The sequence below is a fragment of the Streptomyces sp. NPDC018833 genome, assembly GCF_044390825.1.
In the GTDB taxonomy this organism is placed as follows: domain Bacteria; phylum Actinomycetota; class Actinomycetes; order Streptomycetales; family Streptomycetaceae; genus Streptomyces.
Genome location: NZ_JBIRZM010000003.1, coordinates 244,486 through 262,658 on the forward strand (window position 1 = coordinate 244,486; position 18,173 = coordinate 262,658).

The following is an 18,173-nucleotide window of genomic DNA, read 5'->3' on the forward strand; positions in this document are numbered from 1 at the left end:
TCAGATCAGGTCCGTGGAAGGAGCCCGCCGGATGGACGCCGCCTTCACCGCCGAGCAGGACGACATCCGCCGCACCCTGCGCGACCTGCTCGCCAAACGAGCCACCCCCGGGGACGTCCGGTCCGCCGTCCTCACCGTGGCCGGATACGACACCGAGCTGTGGGCGCAGCTCGCCGGCGGCATCGGCCTGCCGGGCCTCGCGCTGCCCACCGCGTACGGCGGCACGGGCTGCACGCTCACCGAACTCGCCCTCGCCTGCGAGGAGACCGGCCGGGTGCTGCTTCCGTCCCCGCTGCTGGCCACCGCCGGGCTCGCGGCGCCGCTGATCACCGCCCTCGGAACCCCCGGCCAGCGTCAACGGCTTCTGCCGCGCATCGCGGACGGTTCGCTGACCTGCTCCTTCGCCGTACCGGGCACGGCCCTCACCACCGCACTCGCCCTGACCTGCGGCGGGACTCCGGGCGGTGCCCCAGGCGGCTCATGGGCGGGGGGAGGGCGCGCTGGAGGCGTCCAGGCTCGGCCCGCGGGCGACGGAAGCTGGCTGCTGTACGGGGAGGCCGACCAGGTCCTGGACGGCCACAGCGCCGGCCTGCTGCTGGTCGGCGCGCACACGGGCGGCTTCCCCCGGAGCCGTACGCTGCTGTTCCTGGTGCACCCGGAGGCGGCCGGTGCGACCCGGACCCGGCGGGCGACGCTCGACGAGACCCGGCCCCAGGCGCGTATCGAACTGCGCGACTGCGCGGCCGAGCTGCTCGGCCGGGACGACGGCGCCGCAGTGGCGGACGCGCTCCCGGCGGTCGGCAGGCAGGCGGCGGTGCTGCTGGCGGCCGAGGCGGCGGGCGCTGCCGCGAGCGCGCTGGAGCGGACCGTCGCCCACGTCACGACGCGCGAGCAGTTCGGGAGGCCGATCGGCTCGTTCCAGGCGGTCAAGCACCGACTGGCCGACGCGTATGTGCATGTCCAGGCGGCCCGCTCGGCGGCGTACCACGCGGCCCGTGAACTCGCGGCGGCTCCGCTCGCGCTCGCTCAGTGCCTCCAGTCGCTGCGCGCGGTGGCGGGCGAGGCCGTGCAGCTGCACGGCGGTATCGGCTTCACCTGGGAGCACGAGGCCCATCTGTACCTCAAGCGGGCCGCGGCCGACGAGCTGCTGTTCGGCCCGGTCCACCGGCTGCGCGAGGCCGCCGCCGAACGGGCCGGACTCTTCGGGCGGTCCGCGCCGCGGGCCGCCGAGGAGCCCGTCGCCTGACTGCCGGTGTGCGCGGGGCGGGGAAAACGAACGACGGCGGTCACCTCATGGGTGACCGCCGTCGGCGTGACAGGACTTCGGGTGCTGTTGGGGTGCGCTACTTCGTCGGCTTCTTGCCGGTGATGCCCAGGTGCACCAACAGCGCGAGATTCGGCTTCAGTTCGGCCTGCTTCACCCCCCAGGTGGTGAAGCCCTTCTGGTGCGAGGCGACCGCGGCGAGCATGGCCACGAGCGATCCGGCCATGGCGGCGGGACTCACGTCCTTGTCGACCTTGCCCTTGGACTTCAGCTCCTGCACCGCTTCGGTGAGGGAGTTGGTGACGGAGTTGAGGATCTTCATGCGGATCTTGTAGAACCGCTTGTCGCCCTCCGCCGCGCCGAGATCGACGACGCGCAGGATCGCGTCGTTGCGGCGCCAGAAGTCCAGGAAACCCTCGACCAGTTGCTCCGCGGTCTGCCAGCCCGCCTTGCCGACCCAGGAGCGCCCGGAGACCAGCTCGGTCAACGAAGCGCCTTCCTTGGCCATTTCCTCGGCGATCTCGAGGACGGCGCCCTCCACGTCGGGGAAGTACTGGTAGAACGTCGCGGGTGAAGTGCCCGCTTTCCGGGCCACGTCGATGACCTTGACGTCCCGGTACGGCGAGGAGCTGAGCATCTCGCTGAGGCAGTCGAGCAGCTTCTGCCGCGTCGCCTGACCGCGTCGTCCGGCCACGCGGCCGTCGACGGTGCGTACTTGTCCTGTCATGCCGTCAGCTTACCGAGGGGTGATCGGCGCGCGATTCGGCCGACTGCAAATGGGGTGGGGGCGCGACGGCAATAGTGTTATCAACAGCCTGTGGATAACTTCGGTGGACAACTCACCGAGGCGGCTCGTCGCGCACGGTCACCAGCCGCCTTCGAAGTCCCACCATCTGGTCGTTTGTTCGATTTCATTCCGCGCGCCCCGCGTCCCGCGACGTTAGCTTGATGTGACGGGCACCACACGGAAGGAATCACGTCCATGGCCGTATTCACCGAGGGCACGCCCTGCTGGGTGGACGCTTCCCTTCCCGACGTCGAGGCCGGCAAGCGCTTCTACGGCGAGCTCTTCGGCTGGACCTTCGCCGAGGGCGGCGGTGCCCCACTCCCCGGCGGCGGCTCCCGCGGCCGGTACGCCGACGCCTACAGCGACGGCCGCCTCGTCGCCGCCCTCACCCCCAAGCGCGACGGCCGCATGCCCACGGTCTGGGGCGTGTACCTGGCCACCCCGGACGCCGCCGCGTGCGCCCGCCGCATCACCGCGGCCGGCGGCCAGGTGATCAACGACCCGCTGCCGGTGGGCCCGGCGGGCACGGCCGCGGTCGTGGCGGACCCGGGCGGCGCCGTCTTCGGGCTGTGGCAGGCGGGGGAGCGCACAGGCTTCGAGAAGCAGGGCGAGCCCGGCTCTTTCTGCTGGACGGAGGTCTACACGCGCGACAAGGAGCGCGTCGACGCCTTCTACGAAGGAGTCTTCGGCCTCCAGGGCACCGACCTGCCCGGCATCGCCTCCAGCGACTTCCGCATGTGGTCTCCCGCGGGCACGGAACCTGGCGAGGCCACCGCCGTCGGCGGACGCAGCGTGATCACCGATTCCCTTCCGGCGGAGATGCCCGGCCACTTCCTCGTCTACTTCTGCGTCGAGGACTGCGACGCGGCGGCCGAGACCGTGGCCCGGCTCGGCGGCCGGGTGCGGACGGCGTCGTTCGACATCCCGTACGGCCGGGTCGCGGTCCTCACCGACGACCAGGGCGCGACCTTCGCGGTGCTGGCGGAGGCCAGGGCGGCACGGAAGGCGCCGGGCCCGGCGTCCGCCGGGACGGGGGCGGGCGCGCCGGAGGGGCCACCGGTGCCCGGGCAGGGCGAAGGGCCGCTGGCCCGCCCCGCGCCGGAGCCGGGCATCGACCCCGGACCGCGGCTCGACCCCGAGCTGCACCCCGAGGCCGAGTTCGGCCGTGCCCGGGGACCGGCTCCCCGGCGGGCCGGTGACGAACCGGGGCCGGAGGCCCCCGAGGCCGGGGCGGGGCCCGCTTCCGAGCCGGAGACACAGGCGCGGTCGGCTCCCGAGCCGCGACCGACCTCCAAGCCCGGGCCGGGGCCGGTGCCTGCCCCGGAAGCACGGTCCACTCACGAGAAGCCGGAGCCGGAGCCGGAACCCGACGATTCCGGGCGTGCCTCTGGGGAACGGGTCGAGCCGGAGCCCGGCGGCGGGCCCGGCACGCCCGGTGGGGCCGGGCCGTCCGCCGGGAGCGGGGGCAGGGCGAACGGCGCCTGAACGAGGCAGCCCGTCGTCGTTCCGCCGCTGGACGGTGAGCAGCAACCCGGGGCGGCCGGTCCGCGTCCGCACTGAGTGCGGGCCGACGCGCCCGCCGACGTGTCCGAAACGGGGTGAGACACCCCGATCCGCCCCCGGGTTCGCAACCGCCGCCCCGGACAGGAAGAATCAGGGTGCTCACCGCAGACGGGCTCAATGGTGAGACCCTGCACGGGGCTGTAGATGACGGGCTCCCTTTCGACGGAGCCCGTACGGGGAGGTGGCACGCAAGTATGGAGCAGCTGACGCAGCACGACCCGAGACGGATCGGTCCGTTCGAGGTGCTGGGCCGGCTCGGTGCCGGCGGCATGGGACTGGTCTATCTCGCCCGGTCGGCGTCCGGCCGCCGGGTCGCGATCAAGACCGTGCGTACCGAGCTCGCCGAGGACCAGCTGTTCCGCGTCCGCTTCACGCGCGAGGTGGAGGCCGCCCGCGCGGTCAGCGGCTTCTACACGGCCGCCGTCGTCGACGCCGACCCGCGCGCCGCCGTGCCGTGGCTCGCCACCGCCTACGTACCCGCGCCCTCGCTCGAGGAGATCGTCAACGAGTGCGGTCCGCTGCCCGCCCAGGCGGTGCGCTGGCTCGCCGCGGGCATCGCCGAGGCCCTCCAGTCCATCCACGGTGCGGGCCTGGTCCACCGCGACCTCAAGCCCTCCAACGTGCTCGTCGTCGAGGACGGCCCCCGCGTCATCGACTTCGGTATCGCGTCCGGCGTCTCCAACACCCGCCTGACCATGACAAACGTCGCCGTCGGCACGCCTGCCTACATGTCGCCCGAGCAGGCCCGCGACTCGCGCAGCGTCACGGGTGCCAGCGACGTGTTCTCCCTCGGCTCCACCCTCGTCTTCGCCGCCACGGGCCACGCCCCCTTCCACGGTGCGAACCCGGTCGAGACCGTCTTCATGCTGCTGCGCGAAGGGCCTGACCTGGAGGGCCTGCCGGACGAGCTGCGCTCGCTGATCGACTCCTGCATGCAGATGGAAGCGGCCCGGCGGCCCACGCCCGAGGATCTTCAGGCCCAGCTCGCCCCGCATCTGTTCTCCTCCGGCGGCGACGACAGCGGCACGGCCTCCGCGTGGCTGCCCGGCCGTGCCACCGCGATGATCGAGGCCCGCCGCGGCGGCGGCCGCGTTCCAGCCCCCGTCGCCCGCCCGGCCGAGCCCTCCCGTCCCGCCCCCGTCCACCAGGCGCCACCGCCGCCCCCGGCACCGCCCGCACCCGATCGCGAACCGGCCTGGCACGGCGCCGGCGACCCGCGCTCCGGCCACGTCCCCGCCCACTCCGGCGGCGGACCCGTACGGCTGGCCGGCGCCGCCGTGCCCATCGGACCGGGCCTGCGCGCGGTCGGCGCCGGACACGCGCCGGTCGCCGACGCGGGCCCCGCCACGGGCTGGATCCGCCCGCCCGGCGGGCTGAACGGTGCCGAGGCCGCGACCAGCGCCGTACCCGCACCGGTGCCCGCGCCCGCGCCGCCGCAGGAGGCGGGGCCCGGGCACTGGCGTCCCTGGCGTTTTCGCATGTCGAACGATGTGTGGGGGACGCCCGTCGTCTCCGGCGACCTGCTGTACGTCACCTCTTTCGAGGTCCACGCACTCGACGTCGGCACCGGCCGCCGCCAGTTCAAGACCCGTGACGTCGCCTGGTCCATGGCCGTGGCGGGGGGCCGTATCCATGCCTCCGACGGGCCCACGCTGTACGCGCTCGACGCCGCGAGCGGCGGCGAACGCTGGCGGCTGCAGACCGACGCCTGGGTGTACTCGCTGAAGGCCGACCGCGGCACCGTGCTCACCGGCACCCGCGGCGGCGGCGTCCAGGCGTGGGAGGCGTCCAACGGCGAGAAGCTGTGGGAGACCACCGGGGCCCAGACCGACTTCGAGACCCCCGAGGCGGGGCCCGCGATCTTCGGCGACACCGTGTACGTGTGGAAGGACGCCCGGCTGCGCGCCCTGGAGGCCCGTACCGGCGACGAGCGCTGGTCGTACCCGGTGGGCGACGCCGCGTCGTGCGGCAATGTGCCCGTGCGCGTACAGCCGGCGCCCGACGGCTACGTCTACGTCTCCGCCGGCACGCGGGTCCTCGCCATCGACGTCACCTCCGGCCTGGTGCGCTGGCACTTCGAGGCGCCCGCCGTCTTCCTCTCCCCGCCGGCGTTCGCGCCCGGGCCCGCCGTTACCGGCGGCGGCGTGTACCTGGCCGACTACCTCGGCACGGTGTACGCGCTGGACGCCACCACCGGCAAGGACCGCTGGCGCATCGCCACCGAGCCCCGCCAGTCCATCGAGCCCGTGCTCGTCGCGGCCGGCAACATCCACGTCGGCAGCGGCAGCGCGCTCTACACCCTCGACGCCGTCACCGGGACACCGATGTGGCGGTTCGCGGCAGGTGGCGAGGTCGTCGGCACGCCGGTCGTCGCGGACGGCCGTGTGCACTTCGGCTCGGCCGATCATGTGCTGTACACCCTGGACGCGAGCGGTGGCCAACTCCGTTGGAAGCTGGCCACCGGCGGCGAGATCACCGGGTCGCCGGTCGCCCAGAACGGCGTCGTGTACGCGTGCAGCAAGGACCGCTGCGTCTACGCACTCGACGCGGTAAAGGGGACGGCGACGGGCCGCGCCACTCGCTAGTAGTGCTTTGTCAGCTGCCTTGTCACGTTGGGTGCCTGGTAGTTCTCTGGGCGTATGAGGCTGGGGAACTTGCTTCGTGTCGGGTGCGGTTGGAGGAGTTCGCCCCTGAAGTGTTCGCGGCGATGGTGCGGCGGGGATCAGCGTGCGAAGGTGTTCGGCTGGCAGTTCGTTGCCCAGCAGGCGACTTGTCGCGCCGCTGAACATCGGCGTCCAGCATCCCCGGCGGGAACGCGGACCTGAGACGGCCCTGTTCGAGAGCCGTGATGGCCGCTCCTCCCACGTCGGTGCGGCCGTCCGGGATTCCGGCGACGGCCTGCTGGAAGGTGATGATCGCGCCGTTCGTCTCGAGCCCTGCAGACTGAGTGAACAACCGCGTTGAGCGATGCGCGGCGATGGTGCCCCGACTCGACCTGCCGGACGTGCTCCTGGATGCAAAGCGGACGGCGATAGTGCGGACACTCCCAGCGCCTCCGCAGGACGGCTCCGGGCGCGCCCGGAGCCGTGGCCCGCGTGTTCGGGACGTGCGGCCTGCGGCGCGCCCGTCACCGGCCGGGGCCGTAAGCACAGCCCCGTATCCGTGGCCTGCGCCGCATCGCGGACGCCGCGCCTCCATGCGCTTTGCGCCGCATCGCGGACGCCGCGCCTCCGCGTCCGCTCCACGGGCCCTGGGGCGTATGGGTGCCGCATGGCGGGGTACTCGCGGCGGGCGTAGCGTCATGACCGGGAGCGGTCATGACCGGAGCGGCTGACACAAGGAGGCCGGCGATGATCCGCAACGTCATCGGGTCGGTCCTCGCTCTCGCAGGAGCGACGGCCGCCGTATGGAGCCCCTTCCGTGACTGGTACGACGGCCGTCACGGACGCGACTACCGCGTCCAGGACCTCTTCAACGGCATCAGCGGCACCGACGGCCCGCTTGTCTCGTCGATCCTGCTGCCGCTCGCCTTCGCCGCGCTCATCACGCTGCTCGGCGTCCTCCTGCGCTCCCGCCTGCTCGTCGCCCTGTCCGGCCTGATCGTGCTCGGCTTCACCCTCCTGTGGATGGTCCGCCAGGGTCAGGCGGCCGGCAGCCTGACCGTCGGCGGCGACGGACCCGGACTCGGCATGGGCGCCGCACTCGCCGCGGGAGGCGGCGTCCTGCTGCTCGTCGCCGCCGTCGTCATGAGCGGCCGTCGGCGCGCGGAGGCGCACGAGGAGGAGGTCCACGCCCCTCCTCAGGAGGACTGGGGACCGTACGGACCCGACGCCACCGGACCCGTTCCCTACCGTGGCAACAGCTCCTACCGGCGCGGCTCTGACGACGACGGGCACGGCAGGGACGGTCCGCCGACGCTTCCCGCGCCTCCACGGCAGGACGAGCGCTGAGGCCGTCGTCCGCGGCGGATGCGGTGGGACGAGGGATGCTCCGCGCGCTGCTAGGGTGACGTGCGCTCGTCAACGAGCCCATCTGCCGAAACTTTCAACGGGGGTTGAAACGTGAAGATCCGTCATGTCCGCGCGCTCGCCGTCTTCGGAATCGCGCTCGTCGCCCTCACCGGGGCCCGCGGTTCCAGCGGCGGCGGCTGCGACAACCACAGCAGCTCCAGCAGCTCCGGCGGCAGCGGCCACCGCGACGACGACAGCTCCAGCAGCACCGGCGGCGGTTCGCTGCCCGGCGGCGGCTCCAGCGCCGACAAGGCCGCGCGCGACGTCACCATCGACGAGTGCAAGTACGACCCCGCCACCAAGAACCTCACGGCGAGGATCACCGTCACGAACAGTGGCGCGCTGGACTACGACTACGACGTCACCATGAAGTTCGTCGGCGCCACGGGCGGCTCCGTCGTCCCGGCCTCCGCGACGAAGACGGCGATCGCGGTCGCCGCGGGCGCTTCCGAGAGCGCCGTGCTCACCACCCCGTACACCGGCTCCGGCGACGGCTCCGAGTACACCAAGTGCGAGGTCTCCCGCGCCTCCCGCAGCTGAACCAGGTCCGCCGAGCCCGGCTGCTGAACTGGTCCGTTGAGCGGGGCCGCTGAACCGGGCTCCCTCAGCGCAGCGTGAAGCCGCCCTTGCCCCGCTCGCCCCTGCCCCGCCCCTCCGTGAAGAGCTCGGCCTGCCGCTCCGGCGGCAGGTTCCCGAGCACGACCAGGTGCGGGGCGAGGGCCAGCGCCCTCGCACGTGCGGACTCCGTCGCCGCCCACAGCGCGCGCACGGTCCCCTGCACCGCGTCGGTCGGGTACGAGGCGATCACCGCGGCGGCCCGCAGCGCCGCCGCCACGGCCCCGCCCGGCTCGGTGAGCTCCGAGACCAGCCCGGTCTCGTACGCGCGCCGGGCCGACAGCCGCTCCGCCGTGCCCATCAGCGCCATCCGCGCCGCCTCGCCCGGCGGCATGAGCAGTGCCGTGTACGCCGACTCGTACGCGCTGACCATCCCGTACGTCGTATGCGGATCGAAGAACGTCGCCTGCCGCGACGCCACCACGAACTCGCTCTCGCCGAGCAGGTAGAACGCCCCGCCGCAGGCCATGCCCTCCACCGCGGCGACGACCGGTTTCCACAGGTCGTTGGCCTTCGGGCCGATCCGCAGCAGCGGGTCGTCCACGGAGTACGGGGACGAGGGCTGCGGCACCTCTGCCGTGCGGTCGATGCCGGTGCAGAACGCCGCGGTCCCCGCGCCCGTCACGACCGCCGCGCGCACCGTGTCGTCGAAGCGGAACCGCTGCCAGACAGCAGCCAGTTCACCGGCCATGGCGAGATCGATCGCATGGTGCTTCGCGGGGCGGTCGAGAGTCACGAGCGCCACCCCCGTGTCCCGGTCCGTCTCCGCCCGGACGCTCACGCCCGCTCCAGCAGCCAGCGGGGGACGCCCGTGTGGTCGAACGCCACCCTGACGGCGGCCCCGACGCGCAGCCGCCCCGGGTCCACGGAGTCCAGCCGCGCGTCCGGTGAGGCGACGACGTTGCCGACGAGGCGGACGCGGGGCGCGTCGCAGAGCTCGACGAGGACCACGTTGTACGGGGCCTGGTCGGCGTAGTCGGGCAGGAGCGGCGGGTGGGGGACCACGTAGGACCAGATCCGGCCGCGGCCGGACACCGGGCGCCACTCGCTGTCGAAGGAGCCGCAGTGCGGGCAGCACGGGCGGGGCGGGAAGCGCAGCTCGCCGCAGGTGGGGCGGGCGCAGGACTGGACGCGCAGCTCCCCGCGGGCGGCGTACTCCCAGAAGCGGGCGCCGTCGTCGTCGACCACCGGTGCGAGCATCTCAACTCCTCAGCAGAAGGGCCGATGTGGGCACGCCCTCGCCCGCCGTGACCAGGCACGTCGCCGCGCCCGCCACCTGTGCGGTCGATGTGCCCCGCAGCTGCTTCACACCCTCGTTGATCAGGTTGAAGCCGTGCACGTACGCCTCGCTCAGCCCGCCGCCAGCGGTGTTGACCGGCAGTCTGCCCCCGATCTCCAGCGCACCGCCCTCGGTGAACGCCGCGCCCTCTCCCCGCCCGCAGAAGCCGTAGCCCTCCAACGACAGGGGTATCAGCGGCGTGAACGCGTCGTAGATCTGGGCCACATCGATGTCGCCTGGGCAGAAGTCCGCCTGTTTCCACAGCTGTCGGGCCGCGGTCCAGGCCGGTCCGGTGAGCGGGTCGTCGTTCCAGTAGTTGACCATCCCGTGGTGCTGGGCGGGCAGGCCCTGGGCGACGGAGTGGACGTACACCGGTCGGCGCCGGCAGTCGTGTGCGCGCTCGGCGCCGACGACGACGCAGGCCAGGGCCCCGTCCGTCTCCAGGCAGTTGTCGAACAGGCACAGGGGTTCGCTGATCCACCGGGCCGTCATGTACATCTCGCGGGTCAGCGGCCGGTCGTACATGATCGCGGCCGGGTTCTGGTTGGCCCGATTGCGGCAGGCGAGGGCGACGTTGAAGAAGTGGTCGCGGGTCGCGCCGTACAGGTGCATGTAGCGGCGGGCGAGCATGCCGATCTCGTCGGCGGGGCGCAGCAGTCCGAAGGGGCGCGTCCACTGGGCGGGGGTCGGCAGCTGCGCTGCGGTGTTCTTCCAGGGCCGGGGACCGCTGCCACGCTTGCGTGACCGCCAGGCCACGCCGACGCTCGCCTGACCGGTGGCGATCGCGGCGGCGAGATGGGCGACGGTGGCGCAGGAGCCGCCGCCGCCGAAGCCCACCCGGCTGAAGAAGGTGACGTCCCCGGCGCCGATGGCCTTCGCCACCTCGACCTCGTCCGTCTCCTCCATCGTGTACGAGGCGAAGGCGTCGACCTCGGAGGGCGCGATGCCCGCGTCGTCGAGGGCGGCGAGCACCGCCCGGCAGGCCAGGGTCTTCTCCGAATCGGGAAGGCGCTTGGCGAAGTCGGTCTGTCCGATGCCGGCGATGACTGCCCGGTCCTTGAGGGTCGCCATGCGGAGGAGCGTACAGCTAATCTGACGTACCGTCAGCAAATCGACCGGGAGGGGCGTGCGATGGAGCGGCGACAGGACGACGTGGAGTGGCGAACCGTCCCTGAGCTGGTGCGTGCGGCCGCCGAGCGGTACGGACAGCGGGAGGCGGTCGTCGAGGGACGCAGCCGGATCCCGTACGCCGAGCTGGGCGAGCGCGTCGAACGCGCGGCCGCCGCCTGCATGGCCGCGGGCGTCACCAAGGGGGACCGGCTCGCCATCTGGGCACCCAACACCCTCGACTGGATCGTCTCCGCTCTCGGCGCGGTCACCGCGGGCGCCGTCCTCGTACCGCTCAACACCCGCTTCAAGGGCAGGGAGGCCGCCGGCGTGCTCCAGCGCTCCGGCGCCCGTCTCCTGCTCGTCACCGGCACCTTCCTCGGCACCTCCTACGTCGCCTCCCTGCGGCGCGCGGACGTCGAACTGCCCGCGCTGGAACAGATCGTGGTGTTCGCCGACAGCGCGCCGGACGATCCCCGCTACCGCACCTGGAAGGACTTCCTGGCCGGCGGCGACGCGGTGGCCGGTGCCGAGGTCCGCGCCCGCGCGGCCACCCTCACTCCCACCGACCCCTCCGACATCATCTACACCTCGGGCACCACCGGCCGCCCCAAGGGCGCGGTCATCACCCACGCCCAGACCCTGCGCTGCTACGACCTGTGGAGCGACCTCGCCGGCCTGCGTGAGGGCGACCGCTACCTGATCGTGAACCCGTTCTTCCACACCTTCGGCTACAAGGCGGGCATCATCGCCTGCCTCACTCGCGGCGCGACGATGGTGCCCCAGCCCGTCTTCACCGCGGACACGGTCCTCGCCAACATCGCCGCCGAACGGATCTCGGTCCTGCCCGGACCGCCGGCCCTGCACCAGTCACTGCTCGACCATCCCGCCCGGGAGAAGTACGACCTGTCCGCCCTCCGCCTCGTCGTCACCGGCGCGGCCGTCGTCCCCCTCCGCCTCGTGGAACGCCTCCGAGGCGAACTAGGCATCGAGACCGTCCTCACCGCCTACGGCCTGTCGGAGGCGAGCGGCATCGTCACGATGTGCCGCCGCGGCGACGACCCGTCGGTGATCGCCACGACCTCGGGCCGCGCGATCCCGGGCACGGAGATCCGCGTCGCGGCCGCCCCGGGCGAGCCGGGTGAGGTCCTGGTGCGCGGGCACAACGTGATGCGCGGCTACTTCGAGGACCCGGTCGGGACGTCCCGCGCCATCACCCCGGACGGCTGGCTCCGCACGGGAGACGTGGGCTTCCTCGATCCCGCGGGCAACCTGCGCATCACGGACCGGATCAAGGACATGTACATCGTCGGCGGCTTCAACGCCTACCCGGCCGAGATCGAGCAACTGCTCGGCCTGCACCCCGACATCGCCGACGTCGCGGTCATCGGCGTCCCCGACGCCCGCCTCGGCGAGGTCGGCAAGGCGTACGCGGTCCGCCGCCCCGGCGCGACGCTGACGGCGGACGACCTGATCGCCTGGTCACGCCGGGAGATGGCGAACTACAAGGTTCCGCGGCAGGTGGAGTTCGTCCCGGAACTGCCGCGCAACGCGAGCGGGAAGGTGGTGAAGGGCGAGCTGCGGGAACGGGCGCGACGGGTGGGGCGCTGACGGGCTGCGTGGTCAGGAGGGCCCGACAGGCTCCCGGTCTTGACCGACTTCGTCCAGGAGGCGTGCCTCAGGGCGGGCATGTGGGCGTCGACGGCGGACGCCCCCGCACATGCCACGGCCGCGGCGGCTCCCCCTCCGCGCCGCCGCGGCCGTTCCCCGTCGTAGTGGCCTTCGGTCAGATCTGTGGAGGCGCCGGTGAGTGGTGGTCGCCCATGGTCGTGATGCCGCCGTCGGCGGGCGGGACCGGCGAGTGGTGGTCACCGAGCGTCGTGATGGCGCCGTCTGCCGGCGGAACGGGCGAGTGGTGGTCGCCCAGCGTGGTGATGCCGCCGTCGGCGGGCGGGACCGGCGAGTGGTGGTCACCGAGCGTCGTGATGGTGCCGTCTGCCGGTGGAACGGGCGAGTGGTGGTCGCCCAGCGTGGTGATCTGCTCGTCGTTCTTCTCGGTGTTGCTCATGTTTCGTCCCCCGTTGGGATAGACCGACATGTCCGAAGGCGGCCTTCCGCCCGGAAGCTCCCCCGAGGGCTGCCGGACAGAAGGCCAGGTGCTGGTCCGCCTGCCCCCCGACGCGACGGACCGAACGCAATTGAGAATGTCGGACGAGCATAAACAATCGATGAACGCCCTGGCCGGGCCCGCTCAGACGGCGCTGAGCGGAGGGGCCAGCAACCGCCGGACCTCCTCGGCCTCCGCCGCTCCCGACTGTTCGTGCAAGGAGAGCGCCTCGCGCCAGCACGCGCGTGCCCGGTCGGCCTGGCCGAGTGCGTCGAGTGCCCTTCCGAGCGTGATCAGCACATTGCCGCGGGTGCGGTCGCCGCCGATGCATCCGATGGCGAGGGCCTGTTCGGCGTACTGCGCCGCCTGGGCGGGACGGCTGGCAGAGAGGTGGGCCTCGGCGATACGGAAGTGCGTGGTGCCCTCCCACAGGCGCTGCCTGTTGGTCTCGAACCGGTCCAGTGCCTCGTTGAGCTGTTTCAGCGCCTCGGCGTGGCGGCCGGCCCGGGTGAGCGCGATGCCGAGCGCGAAACGGGCGTTGGCCAGCCGGAGGGGATGCCCTATCCGGTCGTAGATGGCAACGCCCTCCTGAGCGAGTGCGATGCCCTCCTGCGTTCGGCCCATGACGACGTGGATGCGCGAGAGGTTGCACAGGGCGCTGGCTTCGCCGGGCAGGTTGCCGTCGGCGCGCGAGCCTTCCATCGCCCTGCGCAGATGCTCTTCGGCCTCCGCGTGGCGCCCCTGGTTGAAGGCGATGATGCCCCGGTCGTTGTCGGACCAGTAGATGGGGGCCGGGTCCTGCGCGGACTCGGCGAGGGCGGCGGCCTGCGCCGCCGCCTCATCGGCCTCCGCGTAACGTCCCGCCACCAGGTGCACATTGGTGACCGACGTCCGGGCGCGGCCTTCGGTGCGTGTGTCCCCCGCTGCCCGGGCGGCCTCCACGGCGGCGAAGGCCACGGATTCGTACACCTTGGCGTTGGCCCCGGACTCCGCGAGATTCTGCGCCGCCCAGAGCAGATCCACCGCCCGGCGGAGATGCGTGCCGCTGGATGCCTGGCGAGCGCATGCCAGAAGGCAGTGCGCCTCGGCATAGAGCCAGTCCTGAGCATCCTGCCGGTCCGTGAAGGACAGCCCCGCGTCCCCGGTCGGCTCCAGGTGGTCCACCAACCGGTCACCCGGGCGCTCGATGGCGAACACTCGCGCCGCCGTCCCCAGGTAGAAGTCGAGCAGCCGCGACAGCGCCGCTTCCCGCTCCGCGGGGGGCTGCTCGTCCCTCTCGGCGCATGCACGCGCGTAGAGCCGCACAAGGTCGTGGTACCGGTACCGCCCCGGTGCCGCGGACTCCAGCAGGGACGTGTCGACCAGCGCCTCCAGCAGGTCCTCCGCATCGTGCAGCGGCAGGTCCAGTACGGCCGCGGCCGCGGCGAGCGAGATGTCGGGGCCGTCCGCGAGGCCCAGCAGGCGGAAGGCGCGGGCCTGGGCCGGCTCCAGCTGTCCGTAGCCCAGCTCGAACGTGGCCTTCACCGCCAGGTCGCCCGCTTGGAGTTCGTCCAGCCTGCGGCGCTCGTCCGCGAGCTTGGCCGCAAGGACGGAGACGGTCCAGGTGCGGCGCGCGGCGAGGCGGGACGCCGCGATACGGATGGCCAGCGGCAGGAACCCGCACGCCGCCACGACGTCCAGCGCCGCCTCCCGCTCCGCACGCACCCGCTCCTCACCCACGATCCGGGTGAAGAGCTGGAGCGCTTCCTCCGGCGACATCACGTCCAGGTCGACCAGGTGCGCGCCCGCGAGGTCCACCATGCGCACCCGGCTGGTGATCAGCGCCGCGCACCCGGCCGTGCCGGGCAGGAGGGGCCGGATCTGGGCAGCGTCGCGCGCGTTGTCCAGCAGGACCAGCACCCGGCGTCCGTCCAGCGCCGAGCGGTACAGCGCGGCCCGCTCGTCCAGCGTGTCCGGGATCGCGGAGTCCGCTGTGCCCAGCGCGCGCAGGAACGCGCCGAGCACCGTCTCCGGTTCGGCGGCCCTGTTCCCCGCGCCCTGGAGGTCCACGTACAGCTGCCCGTCCGGGAAATGCTTGCGCGCCTGGTGGGCGACGTGCACCGCCAGTGTCGTCTTGCCCACGCCCCCGATGCCGGCAAGGGCGGAAACGGCCATCACCGACCCCTCGGCAGTGGCCAGTTGGCCGCCCAGCTCCCGCACGAGGGAGGCCCGCCCAGTGAAGTCCGACACGGTCGCGGGCAGTTGCGCGGGCCGTGTGACCTGCGGAACGGGCGACGGCTCCTCGACCGGGCCGGCCAGCTCCGCGTCCGCCTCCAGGATGCGCTGCTGGAGACGCGCCAGCTCGGGCCGCGGGTCGACGCCCAGTTCGTCGGCGAGCAGGCGCCGGGTGTCGGCGTAGACGGCCAGCGCCTCCGCCTGGCGGCCGCTGCGGTACAGCGCGAGCATCAGCAGCTCCCGCAGGCGCTCGCGCAGCGGGTGCGCGGCGGTGAGTGCGGTCAGCTCCGAGACGGCCTCGGCGTGGCAGCCGACCTCCAGGTCCAGGTCGAGGCGGGTCTCCAGCAGTTGCAGACGCCACTCCTCCAGCCGGGCGCGCTGGTTCTCCGCGTACGGCCCGGGGACGTTGGCCAGCGGTTCGCCGTCCCACAGGCCGAGCGACTTGTTGATCAGTGCCCGTGCCTGGCAACGGTCGCCGCCGGCACGTGCCTTGTCCGCCTCCACGGCGAGTTCCTGCGCCACGGCGAGGTCGAGCGCGTCGCGCCCGACCCGCAGGGCGTAGCCCCCGGACTCGCTCACCAGCGCGTCGGGAGGCAGGGACTTGCGCAGCCGGGAGGCATACGTACGGACGGCGGCGAGCGCCTGCGAGGGCGGTTCCTCGCCCCAGATCGCGTCGATCAGCTGGGCCGCCGTCGCGGTCCGTCCCTCACGCAGCAACAGCGCTGCCAACAGGGCGCGTTGCTGCGGCGAGCCGGGCGGCAGGGTCTGGGCGCCACGCCTGACCCGTACCGGTCCGAGCACGCTGAAGTGAAGCTGGGCCGCGTCGTCCGCGCCGCCGCCGTGCAGCGGAGCGCGCTGATTCGGTACGCGTGGCCCGCTGTCACGGTCCATTGGCTGCCCCCTGCCCGTACTGCCGGAAATCGCCCTCGACAGTCTGCCCTGAAGGGGGCGGCCCCGTCAGCAGCGGGGCACGTCCGTCTCCCGCCTGCCCGTGTGAGCCTCGTCCCAACCCTGATCAGGGACGATAGACCGTTCCGGGCTCCGGCTCGGCGGGTGCGAGCAGTTCGGGGACCGTGACGAAGGTGTAACCGCGCTTCTTCAGCTCGGCGATGATGCCGGGGACGGCGGGGACGGTTCCGTCGTAGATGTCGTGGAGCAGGATGATGCCGTCCCGTCCGGCCTGGTCGAGGATGCGCTTCTCGATGAGCGCGGAGTCGGTGGTCGAGTAGTCCTTGGCGGTGGCGCTCCACAGGATCTGGGAGAGGCCGAGCTCCTTGCTGACGGCGGTGACGTCGTCGTTGACACGGCCCTGGGGCGGGCGCATCAGTGTGGGCTTGGTGCCGGTGATGTCGGCTATGGCGTCCTGGGTGCGGCCCAGTTCGTCGCGTATCTCGTCCTTGCTGAGCTCGTCGAGCCGCCGGTGGGTCCATGTGTGGTTGGCGACCTCGTGGCCCTCGGCGGCGAGGCGGCGTACCACGTCCGGGTGCTTGAGCACGTGGTTCTTGCCGAGGAGGAAGAAGGTGGCGTGGACCTTCTCCTTCTTGAGGATGTCCAGCAGCCGCGGAGTGTCCTTGCCGGGTCCCGCGTCGAAGGTCAGGGCGATGCACTTGGCCTTCTCGCAGTCCACCGCCGGCCTGGCCCCGACGCCCTTGCCGCTGCCGCCTCCTGACGTGGAGCCCTGCGAGCCGCCCGCGCGGGCGTCCGCGCGGGCGTCGGCCGGTGCGGTGGTGTCCATCGAGCAGCCGCCGAGGACGAGGGCGAGTGAGACGGCGGCGAGCGCGGAGACAACCCGCGGCCTGCGTATGTGCGTCTTGACGGGCATGGCGAGGTTCCCCCTGGCTGGTGGTCGCGGCGTGCGGCGGTGTGCCGCTGGTCTGCCGTGTGGTCTGCGCCTGTCTGCGGCTCGCACTATACACACGATGTATACATGTAGTGTATAGCTGGCCCTGCGCAAGGCCCGAGCGCAGTTGCTGACGAACCGTCAGATCAGCGCTACGGTGAATCCATGGAGACCTTCCCCAAGATCATCTCGGTGGACGACCACACGGTGGAGCCCCCCAATGTCTGGCGGGACCGGCTCCCGTCGAAATACCGCGATATCGGTCCGCGCGTCGTCAGGGCCCCGCTGAAGGAGATGACCTTCCTCGGCGGAAAGTTCTCACCGGTCATGGGGGCGCCCGGCGACGAGGGCCCCATCGGCGACTGGTGGGTGTACGAGGACCTGCACCGTCCCCTGACCCGGCTCGACACGGCCGTCGGGTACGACAGGGACGAGATCAAGCTGGAGATCATCACCTACGAGCAGATGCGGCCCGGTTCGTACAGCGTCCCGGACCGGCTCGCCGACATGGACGTCAACCACGTCCAGTCGGCGCTCTGCTTCCCCACCTTCCCCCGCTTCTGCGGCCAGACCTTCACCGAGGCGGCCGACCGCGAGCTCGGGCTGCTGGGGGTGCGGGCGTACAACGACTGGATGGTGGAGGAGTGGTGCGGCCCCGAGGCGCGCGGCCGGCTGATCCCGCTCACCCTCGTCCCGCTGTGGGACGCCCGTCTCGCCGCCGACGAGGTGCGGCGCAACGCGGCGCGCGGCGTGCGCGCCGTCGCCTTCTCCGAGATACCCCCGCGCCTCGGTCTGCCCTCGATCCACACCGACGACTGGGACCCCTTCCTCGCGGCGTGCGACGAGACCGGCACGGTCGTCGCCATGCACATCGGTTCGTCCTCGAAGATGCCCTCGACGTCTGCGGACGCCCCGCCGGCCGTGGGGTCGACCATCACCTTCGCCAACTGCTGCTTCTCGATGGTCGACTGGTTGATGAGCGGCAAGTTCGAACGCTTCCCGAACCTGCGGATCATGTACGCGGAGGGCCAGATCGGCTGGATCCCCTACATCCTGGAACGGGCCGACGTGGTCTGGGAGGAGAACCGCGCCTGGGGCGGCGTCGCCGACAAGGTCACGCGACCGCCCTCGGAACTGTTCGCCGAGCACGTGTACGGCTGCTTCTTCGACGACGCGTTCGGCCTGCGCAATCTCGACGCGATCGGGGCGGGCAACGTGCTGTACGAGACGGACTACCCGCACTCGGACTCGACGTGGCCGAAGTCCAAGGAGGTCGGTGAGTCCCAGATGAGCCACCTGCCACCGGAAGTGGTGAACCGCATCGTGCGCGGCAACGCGATCGACCTGCTGGGCCTGACGGAGGACGGGTTGTGGGCGGGGGCGTAGC

Annotated in this window: 13 protein-coding genes and 1 pseudogene; 7 read left to right on the forward strand and 7 right to left on the reverse strand. The window is 72.4% G+C overall.

The features are described 5' to 3' along the window. Nucleotides 1–31: 31 nt before the first annotated feature. Entirely contained in the window at nt 32–1,246 is a 1,215-nt protein-coding gene (locus ACH5AF_RS08355) for an acyl-CoA dehydrogenase family protein (RefSeq protein WP_398900699.1), read from the forward strand. 97 nt (nt 1,247–1,343) lie between these two features. Here ACH5AF_RS08355 and ACH5AF_RS08360 read toward each other — a convergent pair whose 3' ends face one another. Next, nucleotides 1,344–1,991: a TetR family transcriptional regulator gene (locus tag ACH5AF_RS08360; RefSeq protein ID WP_398900700.1), complete on the reverse strand. Its 648-nt coding sequence runs from the start codon at nt 1,989–1,991 to the stop codon at nt 1,344–1,346. A gap of 255 nt (nt 1,992–2,246) precedes the next feature. On the opposite strand from ACH5AF_RS08360, the pseudogene ACH5AF_RS08365 reads away from it, so the two are divergent. The 4 genes and pseudogenes from ACH5AF_RS08365 to ACH5AF_RS08380 all read left to right on the forward strand — a co-directional run. Then, nucleotides 2,247–3,047, forward strand: a pseudogene (locus ACH5AF_RS08365) (VOC family protein); the annotation flags it as partial. 761 nt (nt 3,048–3,808) lie between these two features. Then, on the forward strand, nt 3,809–6,199 hold the full coding sequence (locus ACH5AF_RS08370; protein ID WP_398900701.1) for a PQQ-binding-like beta-propeller repeat protein: 2,391 nt from the start codon (nt 3,809–3,811) through the stop codon (nt 6,197–6,199). 765 nt (nt 6,200–6,964) lie between these two features. Then, on the forward strand, nt 6,965–7,564 hold the full coding sequence (locus ACH5AF_RS08375) for a hypothetical protein (RefSeq protein ID WP_398900702.1): 600 nt from the start codon (nt 6,965–6,967) through the stop codon (nt 7,562–7,564). 111 nt (nt 7,565–7,675) lie between these two features. Then, entirely contained in the window at nt 7,676–8,164 is a 489-nt protein-coding gene (locus tag ACH5AF_RS08380; protein ID WP_398900703.1) for a hypothetical protein, read from the forward strand. Between the two features lie 64 nt (nt 8,165–8,228). Here ACH5AF_RS08380 and ACH5AF_RS08385 read toward each other — a convergent pair whose 3' ends face one another. The 3 genes from ACH5AF_RS08385 to ACH5AF_RS08395 are packed head-to-tail and all read right to left on the reverse strand — an operon-like array spanning nt 8,229 to nt 10,589. Beyond that, nucleotides 8,229–9,020 (reverse strand): enoyl-CoA hydratase/isomerase family protein, encoded by a 792-nt coding sequence (locus tag ACH5AF_RS08385; RefSeq protein ID WP_398900704.1) that lies wholly within the window; start codon nt 9,018–9,020, stop codon nt 8,229–8,231. After that, complete coding sequence (locus tag ACH5AF_RS08390; RefSeq protein ID WP_398900705.1) at nt 9,017–9,439, reverse strand: Zn-ribbon domain-containing OB-fold protein; 423 nt, start codon at nt 9,437–9,439, stop codon at nt 9,017–9,019. Before ACH5AF_RS08390 ends, ACH5AF_RS08385 begins: the two co-directional genes overlap by 4 nt. A gap of 1 nt (nt 9,440) precedes the next feature. Continuing rightward, nucleotides 9,441–10,589, reverse strand: a complete 1,149-nt coding sequence (locus ACH5AF_RS08395) for a lipid-transfer protein (RefSeq protein WP_398900706.1) — start codon at nt 10,587–10,589, stop codon at nt 9,441–9,443. 60 nt (nt 10,590–10,649) lie between these two features. On the opposite strand from ACH5AF_RS08395, the gene ACH5AF_RS08400 reads away from it, so the two are divergent. Next, nucleotides 10,650–12,236: a FadD3 family acyl-CoA ligase gene (locus ACH5AF_RS08400; protein ID WP_398900707.1), complete on the forward strand. Its 1,587-nt coding sequence runs from the start codon at nt 10,650–10,652 to the stop codon at nt 12,234–12,236. Nucleotides 12,237–12,411: 175 nt separating this feature from the next. On the opposite strand, the gene ACH5AF_RS08405 is transcribed toward ACH5AF_RS08400, so the two are convergent. The 3 genes from ACH5AF_RS08405 to ACH5AF_RS08415 all read right to left on the reverse strand — a co-directional run bounded on the left by ACH5AF_RS08405 (nt 12,412) and on the right by ACH5AF_RS08415 (nt 16,768). Further along, complete coding sequence (locus ACH5AF_RS08405) at nt 12,412–12,693, reverse strand: hypothetical protein (RefSeq protein ID WP_398900708.1); 282 nt, start codon at nt 12,691–12,693, stop codon at nt 12,412–12,414. 183 nt (nt 12,694–12,876) lie between these two features. After that, nucleotides 12,877–15,837 carry a BTAD domain-containing putative transcriptional regulator gene (locus ACH5AF_RS08410; protein WP_398900709.1) on the reverse strand — a complete coding sequence of 987 codons (2,961 nt, stop codon included), beginning with the start codon at nt 15,835–15,837 and terminating at the stop codon, nt 12,877–12,879. Nucleotides 15,838–15,961: 124 nt separating this feature from the next. Beyond that, nucleotides 15,962–16,768: a polysaccharide deacetylase family protein gene (locus tag ACH5AF_RS08415; protein WP_398900710.1), complete on the reverse strand. Its 807-nt coding sequence runs from the start codon at nt 16,766–16,768 to the stop codon at nt 15,962–15,964. A 183-nt stretch (nt 16,769–16,951) separates the two neighbouring features. Here ACH5AF_RS08415 and ACH5AF_RS08420 point away from each other — a divergent pair, with 183 nt between their 5' ends. Then, complete coding sequence (locus tag ACH5AF_RS08420) at nt 16,952–18,172, forward strand: amidohydrolase family protein (RefSeq protein WP_398900711.1); 1,221 nt, start codon at nt 16,952–16,954, stop codon at nt 18,170–18,172. Nucleotide 18,173 lies beyond the last annotated feature (1 nt).